The sequence below is a fragment of the Pseudomonas sp. 25 R 14 genome, from assembly GCF_900004755.1.
Lineage (GTDB): Bacteria > Pseudomonadota > Gammaproteobacteria > Pseudomonadales > Pseudomonadaceae > Aquipseudomonas > Aquipseudomonas brenneri.
On the sequence record NZ_CVTS01000051.1, the window covers coordinates 101,542 to 118,656 of the forward strand.

Below are 17,115 nucleotides of genomic sequence, written 5' to 3' on the forward strand. Positions count from 1 at the left end.
GGGAAAATCAGACGATCCTTAGTTTGCTACAGGTAGTTCACGATAAACGTCACGCTGGTGTTGCCGTTGCCGGCCTTGAGTTCAGTGCTGCCCAGGCGGTAGTAGGCCGCCGACAGCGGGATGTTGAAGCTGGTGCCGCTCGTGGTGAAAGCGTTGAAGGGATAGGTGGTATCCAGTGCCAGGGGCTGTCCGGCCTGATTCATCAATTGCAGGGCGATGTCCTTGGCGTTGGTCTTGTCGTTGCTGAGCGCAACAATGCCTTTGGCTGCGTCGATGACCGGGGTGTTGGCCTTGATCGAGTAGGTCACCTTCTTGATGCCGGTCTGGCACTGTTTCAGGGCAATGTTGAAGGGTACTCGACGTTGGGTGGGACCAGTCCGGGGGAAGTCTTCGAGGGTGTAGTCGATCCCCATGTCCACCGGGACGGAAGGGGTCTGGCAGGAGGCGCTGTTCAAGACGATGGCATTGGTCAGGTTGAATCTTTTCAGGATCAGATCATCGTCTTGCAAAGTGCCCAGGAGGCCTGCACTGATCCTGACTTTATCCGTCAGTTCGCCAGTCTTGATGATTTCCAGGCGCACCGACCCTGCACTGATCCCGTAGTTGGCGTTTGAGGGGATTGGCTGCAAGGAGAGTTCGTAGCGGTTTAACGAATCCATCCAGATACGGTAGGAGAGCCCGCTTTTGCCCAGGGGGAAGATCGATTCCCTGCCAGTGATCGTCCCGTGCGACGGATTGAGGAGTACGCCGTACTGCGAGGTTGCCGTGCATCTCCAGAGGTGAGCGCTTGCGGACAGAGTGTCTTGGTAGACCACGGTGCCATTGGGAGTGTCGGCGGGTATCGTCAGGCCGGCGCTGGCCAGGCTGGCGCCGAAGTTGAGGGTTTGCGTGACGGAATCGGTGGCCGTGCAACTGCCCGCCATGGCGACTGAGGAGCAAGCCAGCGTCATCATGACGATGAAGGTGAGCAAGGGGCGCGGAAGTGTTGAACGCTGCATGAGGGGCTATACGTGCTGGCAAAGGAGGGCTACACGGTAATCACGCCATCCGCTGCTGCCTATCAGGTGATCCTTAGAACATACCGTTGAGTAGTCAATTGCCAAGCAAGCTAAGCATTTTGTTTGACATTCACTGCCTAGGCAGTAATATTTAGTCACATATTCGCTGCCTAGGCAGTAATAAGGTGACTTGCCGATGGATCACTTCACCCCGCAAAACTTCCATAACTGCCACCTCGGCCTGTTGCTGGGCCGCGCCGCGATCCTCAAGGACCGCATCATCGATACCCACATGGAACCCCACGGCATCACCGCCGCGCAGTTCAAGGTGTTGATCATCATGGCCCAGTTCGGCGTCGATACCCCGGCAGAACTGTGCCGCAACCTGTCCCTGGACAGTGGCTCGATGACCCGCATGCTCGACCGCCTGGAGCAAAAGGACCTACTGGCGCGCAAGCGTTCCGAACAGGATCGGCGCCAGGTGCAGCTTGTGCTCACTGCTGAAGGCCAGCGCCTGGCAGACCTGTTGCCGCAGATCGGCGCCCAGGCCCTGAACCAGTTGGCCGGCGTGCTGGAACCCGGTGAGTTGCAGACCCTGGAACGCATCCTCAAGAAAATCCTTATCGCGGCAGGTGATCCCATCACGCTGCAGCGCGTAGGGCGTACTGATTAACCCAAGGTACTTGTCATGGCGACTGCCCAAGCAAACAACACCGCTGAATCCCAACCCAACGACAGCAACCCGCGCAAACGCAAAATCATGCTGCTGGGCCTGACCCTGATCGTGGTTCTCGGCATCGTCGGTGTGTGGGGTTGGCACGAACTGTATGGCCGTTGGAGCGAAAGCACTGATGACGCCTACGTCAACGGCAATGTGGTGGAAATCACCCCGCTGGTCACCGGTACCGTGGTCAGCATTGGTGCCGATGATGGCGACCTGGTGCATGAAGGCCAGGTGCTGATCAACTTCGATCCCAACGATGCCGCCGTCGGCCTGCAAAGCGCCCAGGCCAACCTGGCGCGTACGGTGCGCCAGGTGCGTGGCTTGTACAGCAATGTCGATGGCATGAAGGCTCAGGTACTGGCGCAAAAAGCCCAGGTGCAAACCGCCCAGGACAACTTCAACCGCCGCAGAATCCTCGCCCAGGGTGGCGCGATTTCCCTGGAAGAACTGTCCCATGCCCGCGACGCCCTGAGTGCGGCGAGCAACTCCCTGGCCAACCTGCAACAGCAACTCAACACCTCCACCGCGCTGGTGGATGACACGGTGATTTCGTCCCACCCGGATGTGCAGGCCGCCGCTGCGCAATTGCGCCAGGCCTATCTGGCCAATGCGCGCAGTACCCTGATCGCACCGGTCACCGGCTACGTCGCCAAGCGCACCGTGCAACTGGGTCAGCGTGTCGAACCGGGCACCGCATTGATGGCGGTGATTCCCCTGGACCAACTGTGGATCGACGCCAATTTCAAGGAAACCCAGCTGCGCAATATGCGCATTGGCCAGCCGGTGGACATCGAGGCCGATCTCTACGGCAGTGATGTGAAGTACAGCGGCACCATCGACAGCCTCGGCGCCGGAACCGGCAGCGCATTTGCCTTGCTGCCGGCGCAGAACGCCACCGGTAACTGGATCAAGATTGTGCAGCGGGTGCCGGTGCGCATTCATATCAATGCCGAGGAACTGGCCAAACACCCATTGCGGGTGGGTTTGTCGACCCAGGTGGAGGTCAATCTGCACGACCAGAGCGGCCCGGTGCTGGCGCAACAGCCGCCGCAAAAAGCCTCGTTCAGCACCAATGTGTATGACCGCCAGTTGAGCGAAGCCGACGCGATGATCACCCAACTGATCCATGACAACAGCGTGGCCGTGCCCAAGGCAGCGCAACGCTAATGAGCGATAACGCCTCTTTCACACCGCCCAGCTTGCTGATGGCCACCATTGGCCTGTCCCTGGCGACCTTCATGCAGGTGCTCGACACCACCATCGCCAACGTGGCGTTGCCGACCATTTCCGGCAACCTGGGGGTGAGTTCGGAGCAGGGCACCTGGGTCATCACCTCGTTTGCGGTGAGCAATGCGATTGCCTTGCCGCTGACCGGCTGGTTGAGCCGGCGCTTTGGCGAAGTGAAGTTGTTTTTGTGGGCCACCCTCCTGTTTGTGCTGGCCTCGTTCCTGTGTGGTGTCTCCACCTCGATGCCCGAGCTCATCGGGTTTCGGGTGCTGCAAGGCCTGGTGGCGGGGCCGTTGTACCCGATGACCCAGACCCTGCTGATTGCGGTGTATCCGCCCGCCAGGCGCGGCATGGCCCTGGCGTTGCTGGCGATGGTCACGGTGGTGGCACCGATTGCAGGTCCCATTCTCGGTGGCTGGATCACCGACAGCTACAGCTGGCCGTGGATCTTCTTTATCAACGTGCCCATCGGGATTTTTGCGGTGATGGTGGTGCGCTCCCAGCTCAAGAAGCGCCCGGTGGTGACCAGCCATCAACCGATGGATTACGTCGGGTTGTTGAGCCTGATCGTCGGGGTCGGGGCCTTGCAGATCATCCTCGACAAGGGCAACGACCTGGACTGGTTCGAGTCCAACTTCATCATCATCGGCGCGGCCATCTCGGTGATCGCCCTGGCGGTGTTCGTGATCTGGGAAATGACCGATAAACACCCGGTGGTCAACCTGCGGCTGTTTGCCCACCGCAATTTTCGCATTGGCACTATTGTGCTGGTGCTGGGCTACGCCGGGTTTTTTGGCATCAACCTGATCCTGCCGCAGTGGTTGCAGACGCAGATGGGCTACACCGCGACCTGGGCCGGGTTGGCCGTGGCGCCGATCGGGATTCTGCCGGTGTTGATGTCACCGTTTGTCGGCAAATATGCGCACAAGTTCGACCTGCGCCTGCTGGCCGGCCTGGCATTCCTGGCGATTGGCCTGAGCTGCTTTATGCGCGCCGGGTTCACCAATGAAGTGGATTTCCAGCACATCGCCATGGTGCAACTGTTCATGGGCATCGGTGTGGCACTGTTCTTTATGCCGACCTTGAGCATCCTGATGTCTGACCTGCCACCCCACCAGATCGCCGACGGCGCAGGCCTGGCGACATTCCTGCGGACCCTGGGCGGCAGCTTTGCGGCATCGCTGACCACCTGGATCTGGATTCGCCGGGCCGATCAGCATCATGCCTACATGAGCGAGAGCATGAGCACCTATGATTCCGCCACGCGGGATGCGCTCAATGCCCTGGGCGGTGCTGGGCACAAGGCCTATGCGCAACTGGACCAGGTCCTCACCAGCCAGGCCTATATGATGTCCACCGTGGATTACTTCACGTTGCTGGGGTGGATGTTCATGGGCTTGATCCTGCTGGTGTGGCTGGCCAAACCGCCGTTTACCGCGAAGGCGGGGCCGGCGGCGTCAGGTCACTGATCTTGCGGTGCATGCGGTCAAACATGTGGGAGTGCCCCAACATTCACCGAGTCACTAAAGAACCACCACCGCGACCAACCCACACACCACCCCCATCAGCATGGTCAGCCCAGCCACCGTCACCAGCACCCGCGCATCGAAATCCTTGCGCAGCATCAACAGTGACGGCAGGCTCACGCTCGGCAGGGTCATCAACAGTGCCACCGCCGGTCCGGTCCCCAGCCCAAGGGCCATCATGGTTTGCACAATCGGGATTTCCGCCGCCGTCGGGATCACAAACAAGGTGCCGACAATCGCCAGCGGCACCAGCCACAGCAAGCTGTCGGCCATTGCGCCATCCACATGGGGAAACAGCCACACCCGCGCCGCGCCCAGCAGCAACACCGCCAGGATGTACACCGGGATGGTGCTCCAGAACAACTGCCACAGGGTGCGCAACCAGCGGCTGAGGAACGGCTGGGTCTCGGTGCCACTGGCGTCGGCCACGGCCTCCAGCGCCACCTGTGGCACTTGCTCAGGACGAGCGATACGTTGGGCGATCAACGCTACCCCGATCACCAGCACGATCCCGGCCACCAGCCGCAGCGCGGCAAAGTCCCAGCCCAGGACAAAGCCCATGAACACCAGCGTGGCCGGGTTGAGCACCGGGTTGGCCATCCAGAACGCCAGCGCGGCCCCCACCGAAACCTGTTGGCGGCGCATGCCGGCCGCCACTGGCGCGGCGCAGCAACTGCACATCATGCCCGGCAGGGCGAACAGCCCGCCGCGTACCGTGGAGCCAAGCCCGGCGCGGCCGAACAAGCGCAACAGCCAGTCCCGTGGAATCAAGACCTGCAGCAACGAGCCGAGAATCACCGCCAGCACGGCGGCTTTCCAGATCGCGAGGAAATACACCTGGGCATAGGCCAGGGCCGCCGCCAATGGCGAGCCTTGCTGGTCATTGAGAATCGAGTTACCGATGCTGTGGCTGTCGGCCGCGATGAAGGCCTTGAAGTAGTAGGGCGACCACTTCACGTAATACAGGCCGACGCAGGCCACCAACAGGAACAGCGCCGGTTTCCACCAGAAGGACCAGCCGCGTGCAGGGCTGGCAGAGGTGAGGTTAGACATGGTCAAGATCCGCAGATAAGTCGATAGCGACGCATCATACGCGGTCATGAACCTTGTAGGAGCCAGCTTGGTGGCGATAGCAGCCTGTCAGACGGGACGCAATCGCCGGCAAGGTCATGCATCGGCGTTGTTTACGTGCGTCGCATCCGGGCACGTGTGCAAGCCGTTATCCAGCCCTTGCTTGTAGTTGCGGCTGAGCAGGCTGGCCTTGCCGTTGTGCCAGGTCAGGGTCAGCACGTACAACGTGTCGAAGTCACCGCCGGACCAGTCTTCGGTGATAGTGTATTTCTCACCGACCGCTTCGCTCGCCACCTTATTGATCAACTCCGGCAGGTAGCCGTGGGACCAGGCCGTGTAGATGGTGGAGTTGTGGTATTTGTCTTCCATCAATTCGTCAGCCAGGTCGCTGGTATCGTTGGCCGAAAACTCGATGTTGACTGGTAGCCCAAGTTTGATCGCGCTGGGGCTGATGGTCATCAATGGACGAATATAGCTGTAGGAATTGTCGAACTCGCCTTCCTCGACATTGCGCGTCGGATTGGCGGCGAACACGAAATCGGCAGCGCCGAATTTTTCCGGCAGCACCGTGGCCAGGTTCATCGCGCGGTTGAGGCCCTGGCAATTGAGCTGGCCCAGGCCGCCGGCGGGTTTTTCGCCATGGCGCAGGAAGACCAGGGTCTGTACGCCGTTCTTCGGCTCGGCACTGCTTTCGCGAGCTTCGAAGGCCAGCATCAAGGCGCCGCCTACGAAGAACATCGGTAGCAGGTAGTAAGCATATCGTTTAAAGCGTTTACCAAGGCACAGAGGCTTGATTGTCATGAGGTTTCGAGTCTTCAGTGCTTCGGATCAAGACCGCAAGGCCCAGCCACAGCGACGCTCCAAGCATCGTGCGGTTTTCCATGAGTATGGCGGTATGCCTCCATTCAACCGTTCAAGCGCTTCTAAGAGTGCGCCATAGCGTTTTGGTTCGCTGAAACCCGAGATTAGCGCGCCGATGTTGCGGATTGAAGACCAATGCAGCCTGGCCGCTAGATGGCTATCATGGGTTTTTCTCAGCTTGGGGTATATCGATGATTTCACTCGCAGCGTTTCCGATTATTACCAAATGGCCAGCCCAGCATCCCGAGCGTTTGCAGTTGTACTCGCTGGCGACCCCCAATGGCGTCAAGGTATCGATCATGCTCGAAGAGGTGGGCCTGGCGTATGAGGCGCACAAGGTCAGCTTCGACACCCAGGACCAGCTTTCCCCGGAGTTCCTGTCCCTGAACCCCAACAACAAGATCCCGGCGATCATCGACCCCAATGGCCCGGGCGGCGAACCGCTGGCGTTGTTCGAGTCGGGTGCGATCCTGATCTACCTGGCTGAAAAAACTGGCCAACTGCTGCCCCAGGCCCCCGCTGCGCGCTATGAAACCCTGCAATGGCTGATGTTCCAGATGGCCGGGATCGGGCCGATGTTCGGCCAGGTCGGTTTCTTCAATAAGTTCGCCGGCAAGGCCTACGAAGACAAACGCCCCCGCGACCGCTACGCCGCTGAAGCCCGGCGCCTGCTCGGCGTGCTGGAAAAGCACCTGCTGGGCCGTACCTGGATCATGGGCGATGAGTACAGCATTGCCGACATCGCCACCTTCCCCTGGATCCGCAACCTGATTGGTTTCTATGAGTCGGGCGATCTGGTGGGCATTACCGACTTCCCCAATGTACTGCGGGCGTTGGATGGTTTTGTCGCCCGGCCAGCGGTGATCCGTGGCCTGAATATTCCGAGCTGACCTATGCCGACTTTCGATTTCAAGCAACTGGACGTGTTCAGCAGGGTCGCACTCAAGGGCAACCCACTGGCTGTAGTGCTGGGCGCCGATAGCCTCAGCGACCAGCAGATGGCCGACTTTGCCCAATGGACCAACCTCAGCGAAACCACCTTCCTGCTCCAGCCCCGGGACCCACGTGCCGATTACCGAGTGCGGATTTTTACCACTGTGCAGGAACTGCCCTTCGCCGGCCATCCGACCCTGGGCAGTTGCCAGGCATGGCTGCAAGCCGGTGGTGTGCCCCGGGGCCGAGAGATCATCCAGGAATGCGAGATCGGCCTGGTGCGCATCCGCCGCGAGGGTGACGAGTTGGCGTTTATCGCCCCGCCCTTGATCCGTTCGGGCCCGTTGGATGTTGAGTTGCTGGAGCGTGTACGCCTGGCCCTGAACCTTGAGCCCGAGGCGATCCTTCGCAGCCAATGGGTCGATAACGGCGCGGGCTGGCTGGCCCTGATGTTGACTGATCGGCAGGCGGTACTGGCCTTGCAGCCGGACTATTCAAAGTTGCTGGGGCTGGCGGTGGGCGTGATTGCCCCGTGTGATCCTGCCCGCGATGAGGTTGATGCGCAGTTTGAGGTGCGGGCGTTCATTGCTGGTGATGGGGCGCCGGAAGATCCGGCCACTGGCAGCCTGAATGCCGGCCTGGCGCAGTGGTTGCTGGGCGAAGGCTTGGCGCCCGATGCGTATGTGGTCAGCCAGGGCACTACCATGGGGCGTGTAGGGCGAATCCGTGTCGCCCGGCAAGGTGATGAAGTCTGGATCGGTGGTGCCGTGACGCTCTGCATAGAGGGCTGTCTACGGCTGTAGGTCAATGCAATTGTTACCGCCAGGGGAATAAACTGTTGTTCCCCAGCGTTTGTTCTGATGGGTGCGTAGGGCATAAGCTTTCGCCCCTAGGTTTTTTCGCCTGTTTTTTTCAGGAGCATTCATGTCCAGCCAGTTCCCCGAAACCCGTCCTCGCCGCCTACGTCGTTCCCCCGAGTTACGCAGCCTGTTCCAGGAAACCGAATTCACCCTCAATGACCTGGTGTTGCCGATTTTTGTCGAAGAAGAAATCGACGATTTCGTACCGATTACCAGCATGCCCGGTGTGATGCGCATCCCTGAATCGAAACTGGCCAGTGAAATCGAGCGCTTTGCCCGCGCCGGGATCAAGTCGGTGATGACGTTTGGCGTGTCTCATCACCTGGACGCCAGCGGCAGCGACACCTGGAACGAGCGTGGGCTGGTGTCGCGCATGTCGGCGATCTGCAAGGACGCGGTGCCGGAGATGATCGTGATGTCCGACACCTGCTTCTGCGAATACACCGATCACGGCCATTGCGGCGTGATGCACGGTAATGAAGTGGACAACGACCGCACCCTGGCCAACCTGGGCAAGCAAGCAGTGGCGGCCGCCCGCGCCGGTGCCGATGTGATCGCGCCGTCGGCGGCGATGGACGGCCAGGTCCAGGCTATTCGCCGGGCCCTGGATGCGGCCGGTTTCAACCATATCCCGATCATGGCCTATTCCACCAAATTCGCTTCGGCCCTGTATGGCCCGTTCCGCGAGGCGGGCGGCAGTGCGCTGAAGGGCGATCGCAAAAGCTACCAGATGAACCCGATGAACCGCCGCGAAGCCGTGCGCGAATCCCTGCTCGACGAGCAGGAAGGTGCCGACTGCCTGATGGTCAAGCCGGCCGGCGCCTACCTGGACATCATCCGCGATATCCGTGAAGCCTCGCGCTTGCCCGTGGCGGCCTACCAGGTCAGTGGCGAATACGCGATGATCAAGTTCGGTGCCCAGGCAGGGGCCATTGATGAAGCACGGGTGGTGCGTGAGACCCTGGGCTCGATCAAGCGTGCCGGTGCGGACTTGATCTTCACCTACTTTGCGATGGACCTGGCGCTTTCCGGGATCTGATCCTGACGCTACACCCCTGTAGGAGCCGGCTTGCCGGCGAAAAACTCACAAACAACGCGTTCATTCAGGTGGTACGCGTTACCGTTGACGTTCTTCGCCGGCAAGCCGGCTCCTACAGGGGCGGGTGTGGGTTTGTGAGATAGTGGGTGCTTTCATCGGCTTACAGGACACCCCCGCATGCTTTCATCCCGGCTGATTCCCTGCCTGGCCGCCTTGTTGGTCATGGCCGGCTGTTCAACTCAACGCAGCCAGCAACAGCCCGAGCGCAGTGAGGCCGAGGTCAAGGCGCAGATCGTGCGGCTGATGCCGGCCAAGGTGTCGGATCGCGCCGGTTGGGCCCAGGATATCTACACCGCCTTCGACAGCCAGGACATCTACCCCAGCACCGAGAATATCTGCGCGGTACTGGCCGTGACCGAGCAGGAGTCCACCTACCAGGTCGACCCGCCGGTGCCGAACATGGGCAAGATCGCCCAGGATGAAATCCTCCGTCGTGCAGGCAAAGTGCATGTGCCGGCCGTGCTGGTGCGTACCGCGTTGCAACTGCGTTCGCCCACGGGCAAGTCCTACGCCGAGCGCCTGAGCGCTGCGCGTACCGAAAAAGACCTGAGTGGTATCTTTGATGATTTCATTGGCACTGTGCCGTTGGGGCGCACTTTGTTTGGCAGTTTCAACCCCGTGCATACCGCAGGCCCGATGCAGGTGAGCATTGCCTTTGCCGAGAAACAGGCCAGGGGCTATCCCTACACCGTGGACGGCAGCATTCGCCGGGAAGTGTTTACCCGACGGGGTGGCATGTACTTCGGCATCGCCCATTTGCTCGGCTACCCGGTGAACTACAGCCAGCCGCTGTACCGTTTTGCGGATTTCAACGCCGGTTGGTACGCCAGTCGCAATGCGGCGTTCCAGGCTGCCGTCAGCCGCGCCTCGGGCACGCGTCTGGCGCTGGATGGGGATCTGATCCTGCATGGCTCCATCATGCCCGGCACCACGGAGCTGGCGGTGCGTTCATTGGGCAAGAAGCTGGACATGCGCAACCCGAGCATTCGCAGCCAGCTAGAGCAGGGCGATCGCCTGGATTTTGAAGAGACCACCCTGTACCAGCGGGTGTTTGCCCTGGCCGAGAAAGCCGAAGGCAAACCGCTGCCGCGGGCGATCCTGCCGGGTATTGTGCTCAAGAGCCCGAAGATCACCCGCAACCTCACCACGGCCTGGTTCGCCCAGCGCGTGGATGAGCGTTACCAGCGCTGCATCAAGCGCTGAGGTCAGGGGCGACGCTTGACCAGCTTGCGCCACAACCAGACCCACAGCCACAACACCGGGAACGCGAGGATCACAAACGGCAGCACATAGCTGGAGCGCTCCAGGGCATCGGCGGTGCCATCGACCAGGTTGTCGCCCAGGTTACCGAACATCCTGGCAAAGCGCGATTGCTGATGTTCGCCGTCTGAGGGTTGGAAGTTCAGGGTCACGCGGTTGGTGTCCAGGCGCCGCTGTTGGCCGGCGGCGATCTGTGCCAGTTCCTGCAGCTCGTTTTCGATGGCGGCCTGTTCCTTGCTGAGGGTGATCAGGTCGCCCACGGTGATGTCCTTGCGCGCAGCCAGTTCATCCAGGCGTTTTTGCTGGGCCTGCAAGCGTTCCTGGCGACGGCGCACATCGGCCACGGCGTCGGCCAGGTCCTCGGCGCTGGTGATACGCTGGCCCAGTTGACCGCCCTCGGCCGCCATGCTCACCAACGGCTCGACACCGTTTGGAACAATGCGTAGCACGATCATGCCGCCGTCGCTGTTCTCTTCGATACGCAGGATATTGCAGGCGCCGAACTGCGCCGACTCACAGGCTTGGCGAGTGGCCTGCATGCGCGGTGCCAGCAGGGCTACTGGCATCGCCAGGCTCAACTCATGCTCATAGGCCAGCAGCGCGCCGGCCCGGCCCTGTTCGCCACTGATGGCCGTGGCCTCGGAGTACTCCTTGGGCGAGCAGCCGCCGAGCAGCAGGCCAGTCAATAACAACAGTGCAGTGAATCTGCCTTCCAGATGGCGCATTACAGTTCCTTCAAGTGTGCGGGATAAAGTGCGCGGCGATTAAAGCGGGTTTGCCCGGCGAACGCAAAGCGGGCGTAGGCTTATCGCCACAGATTTGCCGCATTGATCTTGATGGCTGCAACGCGCGCCCAGGGTTAAACCTTGTGTCTGCACACAAGGACGATCCGACCATGACTGTTATTCCTGAAGGTTTTATCCCATTGCCCCGCAGCAGCCCGCTCCTGGATTTGCTTGGTCCGGTGTATTGCCGTGGCGAAGGCCTGCACCTGCAACTGGGGCTGCGCGCCGACAATCGCCATGCCAACGGACGCGGCACGGTCCACGGTGGCGTGCTGGCGACCCTGGCGGATGTTGGCATGGGTTACGCCATGGCGTTTTCCAGCGACCCGCCGTTGCCGTTGATTACCGCGAGCATGACCCTCGATTATCTGGGGGCGGTACAGGTAGGGGAGTGGATCGAGGTGCACTTGGAGCATCACAAGCGCGGGCGGCAGATGGCGTTTGCCACGGTCAGTTTGCAGGTGGGAGAAAAGGTCGTGGTGCGGGCCAATGCGGTCTTCGCCGTACCCCAACCTGGCTGACGATGGCGATCTATTGTAGGCGCTGGCTTGCCAGCTCCTACATTGAAGGACGTTCGCAAATCAGATAGGCAAAAAAAGGCCCGGTTTTCGTGGAACCGGGCCTCTTTCATGTTGCTCGTTGAATCAGTCGCGCTCAAGGGCCAGTGCCACGCCCTGACCGCCGCCGATGCACAAGGTGGCCAAGCCTTTCTTGGCATCGCGCTTGATCATTTCATGCAGCAGGGTCACCAGCACGCGGCAGCCTGAAGCGCCAATCGGGTGGCCGATGGCAATCGCGCCGCCGTTGACGTTGACCTTGCTCGCATCCCACTCCAGTTCCTTGCCCACCGCCAGTGCCTGTGCGGCAAACGCTTCGTTGGCTTCGATCAGGTCCAGGTCGGCCAGTTGCCAGCCGGCCTTGTCCAGGCAACGGCGGGTCGCAGACACCGGGCCAATGCCCATGATTGCCGGGTCGACACCTGCGTTGGCGTAGCTGGCAATACGCGCCAGGACCGGCAGGCCGAGGGCCTTGGCTTTGTCGGCGCTCATCAGCAGCACCGCAGCGGCGCCGTCATTGAGGCTCGACGCGTTGCCGGCGGTGACGCTGCCGTCTTTCTTGAAGGCTGGCTTGAGCTTGCCCAGGGATTCGGCGGTGGTGCCGGCACGGGGCTGCTCGTCCACGGCAAAGGCAATCGGGTCGCCTTTGCGCTGGGGAATCAGGATCGGCGTTATCTCGTCGGCAAAGCGCCCGGCTTCAATCGCGGCGACGGCTTTTTGCTGGGAGGCGGCGGCGAACGCGTCCTGGGCTTCACGGCTGATGTCGTACTTGTCCACCAGGTTTTCGGCGGTGATGCCCATGTGGTAGTCGTTGAACGCATCCCACAGGCCGTCGGTGATCATGCTGTCGATCATCTTCGCGTGGCCCATGCGCAGGCCGGTGCGGGCGGATGGCAGTACGTAGGGGGCCAGGCTCATGTTCTCCATGCCGCCAGCGATGATCACCTCGGCGTCACCGCAGCGGATGGCTTGCGCGCCCAGGTGCAGGGCCTTGAGGCCCGAGCCGCAGACCTTGTTCAAGGTCAGGCTCGGCACCGCATGCGGCAGGCCGGCGAGGATCGACGCCTGGCGCGCCGGGTTCTGGCCACTGCCTGCGGTCAGCACCTGGCCGAGGATCACTTCATCCACTTGCGCAGGATCGAGACCCGTCTGCTCCAGCAGGCGGCGGATCACCGCAGCGCCCAGTTCCGGTGCCGGGATGCTCGCCAGGGCACCTTGGAAGCTGCCCACGGCGGTGCGGGTGGCAGCAACAATCACGACGTCTTGCATGGAATCTGTCCTCACTGGAAATGCATTTCTGGAACGTGGTCCGGGACGATCAGTTTACCGGCGGTCTTGCTGACAATCTCTTCAACGCTGACGCCAGGTGCGCGTTCCTTGAGGACAAAAGCGCCATTTTCGATTTCCAGGTAGGCCAGGTCCGTCAGCACGCGCTTGATGCAGTTGGCACCGGTCAGCGGCAGGCTGCATTGGCTGAGCAACTTGGACTCACCGTCCTTGGAGGCGTGGGTCATGATCACGATGATGTTTTCTGCGCCGGCCACCAGGTCCATGGCGCCGCCCATGCCCTTGACCAGCTTGCCTGGGATCATCCAGGACGCGATGTTGCCATGTACATCCACCTCAAAGGCGCCGAGTACCGTGAGGTCGACATGCCCGCCACGAATCATGGCGAAGGATTCGGCGGAAGAGAAAATCGAGGCGCCGATGCGTGCGGTAACGGTCTGCTTGCCGGCGTTGATCATGTCGGCGTCGATGGTGTCTTCGGTAGGAAACGGACCCATGCCCAGCAGGCCGTTTTCCGACTGCAGCATCACTTCCATGCCGTCGGGGATGTAGTTGGCCACCAGGGTCGGGATGCCGATGCCGAGGTTGACGTAGAAGCCGTCCTGCATTTCGCGGGCGACGCGTTGAGCCATTTGTTCGCGGGTAAGAGCCATTTTATGTGTCCTTATTATTCGGGCTAGAGGATTACTTGCGGACGGTGCGCTGTTCGATGCGCTTCTCGAATGTGCCGCAGATGATCCGGTCGACGTAGATGCCAGGGGTGTGGATCTGCGCCGGGTCCAACTCGCCCGGTTCGACGATTTCCTCGACTTCAACCACGGTGATCTTGCCGGCGGTGGCCGCCAGCGGGTTGAAGTTTTGCGCCGTGTGGCGGTAGATCACGTTGCCGAAATGGTCGGCTTTCCAACCTTTGACGATGGCGAAGTCGCCGGTAATGGATTCTTCCATCAGGTACGGGCGACCGTTGAATTCACGGGTTTCCTTGCCTTCGGCGACCGGGGTACCGACGCCGGTGGCGGTAAAGAAGGCCGGGATGCCGGCGCCGCCTGCGCGCATTTTTTCCGCCAGGGTGCCTTGGGGCGTCAACACCACTTCGATTTCGCCGCTGAGCAGTTGCTTCTCGAACAGGGCGTTTTCACCGACGTAGGAGGCGATGACCTTACTGATCTGTTTTTCTTCCAGCAACACGCCCAGGCCGAAACCGTCGACGCCGCAATTGTTGGAAACCACCGTCAGGTCGCGGGTGCCTTTGCGCTTGATTTCGGCGATGAGGTTTTCCGGGATGCCACACAGGCCAAAACCACCGGAGAGTACGGTCATGCCATCTTCCAGGCCTGCCAGCGCTTCTTCATAGGACGCCACGCGTTTATCGAAACCTGCCATATGCACCTCTTTTATTGTTTGTGGTCCAGCCAGTGAACCGAGTGTTGCGCCGACGGATTGATTTGTTAAGTTGTTTTTTAAGGTTGATTGATTTAAAAAACAGCACAATTACCCATGCGTTGGAGCAGCGTCATGACAGTTAAACAGATGCGGGCCTTCCTTGCCGTGGCCCAAAGCCTGAGTTTTGCCGCCGCCTGTGAGCGCCTGCATTTGTCCCAGTCGGCCCTGAGCCTGACCATCAAGGGCCTGGAAGAGGGCTTGGGCGGGCGCCTTTTCAGCCGCAATACCCGTAACGTGGCACTGACCCCTGAAGGTGAATCCTTGTTGCCGCTTGCGCGTCGTCTGATTGCCGATTGGGACAATGCCGAAGATGAATTGCGCCAGCGTTTTACCCTGCAACGTGGGCGGGTAACGGTGGCGGCGATGCCGTCGTTTGCCGGCAACCTGCTGCCGCCGATCTTGAAGATCTTTCGCGCGTGCTTTCCTCAGGTCAACGTGACGGTGCATGACCTGATCAACGAACAAGTGCTGGAAATGGTCCGTGATCGCCAGGTGGAGTTGGGGGTAGCGTTCGAACCGGCGCCGGGGTCGTCGCTGGCATTCACCCCGCTGTACCTGGACCGCTTTATCGCCGTCGTGCCCGGCGATTCGCCATTGGCGCAAATGGCCGAGATCGATTGGAAAACCCTGCTGGTGCAACCTTTTATCACCCTGCAGCGGCCTTCCACTGTGCGGGTGATGCTGGAAGAACACCTCGGTGCCTTGCAAATGAAGTTACCCGTGGCCCTCGAAAGTCATCAACTGGCCACAGTGGGCAAGATGGTTGCCAATGGCTTGGGGGTCAGCGCGGTGCCGGCGTTATGCGCGCAGCAGATGGAGGAGGCGGGCGCTCATTGCATCACCTTGACCGGGCCGGTGATCGAGCGGCCGATTGGTGTGCTGACCAAGCCGGGGCATGAGCTGTCGGCGGCGGCGCAGGCACTGTTCGATATCTTTCTGGCTGAGGCGGGGAAGGGGCATTACCCCAACAGTTGAAGTTGCACATAAACAAATGTGGGAGCCGGCAAGCCAGCTCCCACAAAGGTAGCGTTATTCTTAGTAGTAGCGGTCGATTACTTTAACTTGCGAGTTGTCCTTGAAAGACTCCCAGGCATTGTTAAGTGTATCGAACACTTGCTCGATAAAGTTGCGATCGGCTGCCGCTTTCTTGCCGACATAACCCTGGCCGCGGCGGTACATCTTCAGGCGCGCCGCCAGTTCGCGGTTATTGCGGTCGAACTCGGCTTCTTCGGTATGGGGCGCCAGGCAGTCAATTTGCACTTCGCCCGATTTGCCAATCCACAGGATATGGTCGTCGAGTGTGTCTTTCTGCGCTGCGAACATCTCAGCCAATTCGTCGATAGTTGGTTGGTTGTTCAGATTCATGTGTAAGCCCCTTGACCAGTTGGCGATCTTCAGTTGATTCGTTAATACACTTTTAAGTTGTCTCCGGTTCCGAAAACCGGGCGTCAGTAACGGTCTGCCGAATACGGGCAGGGTCTTGAACCTGATGCATGTAGTGTTGCTGATGACCTGCTACGCAATGGTTTCATAACGAAGACAAGCAGCATTTGAGCTTCTTGTACCGATCCTTGCGGGCCGGTCAGCTTCATCAATCTGCCTTGTGGGCAGTGCACATCCGGAAAAACAGCTCGGCGGTCAGACGAGCCTGTTCAAAACGCTTGTTGCCAACGCTCCCGATCCGGGAGACGTCTGAATCATGCAAGGTCAAAATGGTTACGTCAACGGTTATGTAGTGATTATTTTTACTCACTACATAATTTTTTTTGTGCAGGGGAGGATGCGGGAAAGGTGACTTGTGCGTCACTTTTTGTGCCGGTGGGTCGCATGCAAGGCCGGGTTCAGCAGTGATCCATGTAGGAGCTGGCTTGCCTGCGATGCAGGCGCCTCGGTGCATCAGTTACACCGAGGTGATGCCATCGCAGGCAAGCCAGCTCCTACATAAGCCAGTTCTCACCGGGGGCGTGGTGGTGTCGAGAGTAGGGTCATTCGCCGCGGATGTACTGCTCCAGTTGCTGGATCAGGGCCGCCTGCTCAGCGATGGCTTCCTTGACCAGGTCACCGATGGACAGCAGGCCCAGCAGTTCTCCGTCTTCCACCACCGGCAGATGACGCAGGTGGCCGTCGGTCATGATGCCCATGCAGTCTTCGACGCTTTTGTGGGTGTCCACGGTGATCGCCGGTGAGCTCATCACTTGGTGTACCTGTGTGCTCGTCGAGGACAGTCCGTGGAGAATCAGTTTGCGCGCGTAGTCGCGCTCACTGATGATGCCGACGACTTTGTTGTCCTTGACCACCGGCAAAGCGCCGACGTTCTTCGCTGCCATCACCACCAGCGCTTCAAACACGGTGTGATTCCACTGGATGGTATGCACTTCCTGATTCTTCTGGTCCTTGGACTTGAGCAACTGTGCGACGGTTTTCATGGCGGCCACTCTGGTGTTGTTATTAGGGCTGTGCCTACAGAATCCTAGACCGCAGGCG

Annotated in this window: 19 protein-coding genes; 9 read left to right on the plus strand and 10 right to left on the minus strand. The window is 60.3% G+C overall.

Features of this window, described 5'->3' with window-relative positions; genetic code table 11:
• Window positions 1-26 precede the first annotated feature (26 nt).
• On the minus strand, window positions 27-998 hold the full coding sequence (locus tag BFQ03_RS17910; protein ID WP_050593347.1) for a fimbrial protein: 972 nt from the start codon (window positions 996-998) through the stop codon (window positions 27-29).
• 196 nt (window positions 999-1,194) lie between these two features.
• On the opposite strand from BFQ03_RS17910, the gene BFQ03_RS17915 reads away from it, so the two are divergent.
• Genes BFQ03_RS17915 through BFQ03_RS17925 form a run of 3 tightly spaced genes read left to right on the plus strand, consistent with a single transcriptional unit; the run spans window position 1,195 to window position 4,418 of the window.
• Window positions 1,195-1,671 carry a MarR family winged helix-turn-helix transcriptional regulator gene (locus BFQ03_RS17915; protein WP_032860236.1) on the plus strand — a complete coding sequence of 159 codons (477 nt, stop codon included), beginning with the start codon at window positions 1,195-1,197 and terminating at the stop codon, window positions 1,669-1,671.
• Window positions 1,672-1,686: 15 nt separating this feature from the next.
• The gene (locus BFQ03_RS17920) at window positions 1,687-2,889 is read left to right on the plus strand and encodes an HlyD/EmrA/EmrK family protein (RefSeq protein ID WP_032860235.1); all 1,203 of its coding nucleotides are present in this window, start codon (window positions 1,687-1,689) and stop codon (window positions 2,887-2,889) included.
• Window positions 2,889-4,418 carry a DHA2 family efflux MFS transporter permease subunit gene (locus BFQ03_RS17925; RefSeq protein ID WP_032860234.1) on the plus strand — a complete coding sequence of 510 codons (1,530 nt, stop codon included), beginning with the start codon at window positions 2,889-2,891 and terminating at the stop codon, window positions 4,416-4,418. The genes BFQ03_RS17920 and BFQ03_RS17925 overlap by 1 nt, the downstream gene beginning before the upstream one ends.
• A gap of 54 nt (window positions 4,419-4,472) precedes the next feature.
• On the opposite strand, the gene BFQ03_RS17930 is transcribed toward BFQ03_RS17925, so the two are convergent.
• Window positions 4,473-5,528, minus strand: a complete 1,056-nt coding sequence (locus tag BFQ03_RS17930; protein ID WP_065943675.1) for a permease — start codon at window positions 5,526-5,528, stop codon at window positions 4,473-4,475.
• Between the two features lie 114 nt (window positions 5,529-5,642).
• Window positions 5,643-6,347, minus strand: coding sequence for a hypothetical protein (locus BFQ03_RS17935; RefSeq protein ID WP_032860232.1), 705 nt, complete (start codon window positions 6,345-6,347; stop codon window positions 5,643-5,645).
• A 251-nt stretch (window positions 6,348-6,598) separates the two neighbouring features.
• On the opposite strand from BFQ03_RS17935, the gene BFQ03_RS17940 reads away from it, so the two are divergent.
• From BFQ03_RS17940 to BFQ03_RS17955, 4 genes are all read left to right on the plus strand, one after another.
• Window positions 6,599-7,297: a glutathione S-transferase N-terminal domain-containing protein gene (locus BFQ03_RS17940; RefSeq protein WP_065943676.1), complete on the plus strand. Its 699-nt coding sequence runs from the start codon at window positions 6,599-6,601 to the stop codon at window positions 7,295-7,297.
• Window positions 7,298-7,300: 3 nt separating this feature from the next.
• On the plus strand, window positions 7,301-8,143 hold the full coding sequence (locus BFQ03_RS17945) for a PhzF family phenazine biosynthesis protein (protein ID WP_065943677.1): 843 nt from the start codon (window positions 7,301-7,303) through the stop codon (window positions 8,141-8,143).
• 121 nt (window positions 8,144-8,264) lie between these two features.
• On the plus strand, window positions 8,265-9,239 hold the full coding sequence (gene hemB / locus BFQ03_RS17950; protein WP_032860226.1) for a porphobilinogen synthase: 975 nt from the start codon (window positions 8,265-8,267) through the stop codon (window positions 9,237-9,239).
• Window positions 9,240-9,416: 177 nt separating this feature from the next.
• On the plus strand, window positions 9,417-10,502 hold the full coding sequence (locus BFQ03_RS17955) for a DUF1615 domain-containing protein (RefSeq protein ID WP_032860224.1): 1,086 nt from the start codon (window positions 9,417-9,419) through the stop codon (window positions 10,500-10,502).
• Between the two features lie 2 nt (window positions 10,503-10,504).
• On the opposite strand, the gene BFQ03_RS17960 is transcribed toward BFQ03_RS17955, so the two are convergent.
• Window positions 10,505-11,284, minus strand: a complete 780-nt coding sequence (locus BFQ03_RS17960; protein ID WP_032860222.1) for a DUF4349 domain-containing protein — start codon at window positions 11,282-11,284, stop codon at window positions 10,505-10,507.
• Window positions 11,285-11,454: 170 nt separating this feature from the next.
• Between BFQ03_RS17960 and BFQ03_RS17965 the strand changes: the two genes are divergently transcribed.
• The gene (locus tag BFQ03_RS17965) at window positions 11,455-11,865 is read left to right on the plus strand and encodes a PaaI family thioesterase (protein WP_032860221.1); all 411 of its coding nucleotides are present in this window, start codon (window positions 11,455-11,457) and stop codon (window positions 11,863-11,865) included.
• A 123-nt stretch (window positions 11,866-11,988) separates the two neighbouring features.
• On the opposite strand, the gene BFQ03_RS17970 is transcribed toward BFQ03_RS17965, so the two are convergent.
• The 3 genes from BFQ03_RS17970 to BFQ03_RS17980 are packed head-to-tail and all read right to left on the minus strand — an operon-like array spanning window position 11,989 to window position 14,571.
• Window positions 11,989-13,170, minus strand: coding sequence for an acetyl-CoA C-acetyltransferase (locus tag BFQ03_RS17970; RefSeq protein WP_065943678.1), 1,182 nt, complete (start codon window positions 13,168-13,170; stop codon window positions 11,989-11,991).
• An 11-nt stretch (window positions 13,171-13,181) separates the two neighbouring features.
• Window positions 13,182-13,841, minus strand: coding sequence for a CoA transferase subunit B (locus BFQ03_RS17975; RefSeq protein ID WP_032860219.1), 660 nt, complete (start codon window positions 13,839-13,841; stop codon window positions 13,182-13,184).
• A gap of 31 nt (window positions 13,842-13,872) precedes the next feature.
• On the minus strand, window positions 13,873-14,571 hold the full coding sequence (locus BFQ03_RS17980; protein ID WP_010211319.1) for a CoA transferase subunit A: 699 nt from the start codon (window positions 14,569-14,571) through the stop codon (window positions 13,873-13,875).
• Window positions 14,572-14,703: 132 nt separating this feature from the next.
• Between BFQ03_RS17980 and BFQ03_RS17985 the strand changes: the two genes are divergently transcribed.
• A complete protein-coding gene (locus BFQ03_RS17985) occupies window positions 14,704-15,606 on the plus strand; it encodes a LysR family transcriptional regulator (protein WP_032860218.1) in 903 nt (300 codons plus the stop codon).
• Between the two features lie 60 nt (window positions 15,607-15,666).
• Here the strand turns inward: BFQ03_RS17985 and BFQ03_RS17990 are convergent, their stop codons facing one another.
• From BFQ03_RS17990 to BFQ03_RS17995, 3 genes are all read right to left on the minus strand, one after another.
• Complete coding sequence (locus tag BFQ03_RS17990) at window positions 15,667-15,996, minus strand: hypothetical protein (protein ID WP_029296579.1); 330 nt, start codon at window positions 15,994-15,996, stop codon at window positions 15,667-15,669.
• Window positions 15,997-16,222: 226 nt separating this feature from the next.
• Window positions 16,223-16,528 (minus strand): hypothetical protein, encoded by a 306-nt coding sequence (locus BFQ03_RS30285; RefSeq protein WP_156356797.1) that lies wholly within the window; start codon window positions 16,526-16,528, stop codon window positions 16,223-16,225.
• A gap of 88 nt (window positions 16,529-16,616) precedes the next feature.
• Window positions 16,617-17,057, minus strand: a complete 441-nt coding sequence (locus BFQ03_RS17995) for a CBS domain-containing protein (protein ID WP_032860217.1) — start codon at window positions 17,055-17,057, stop codon at window positions 16,617-16,619.
• Window positions 17,058-17,115: the final 58 nt, after the last annotated feature.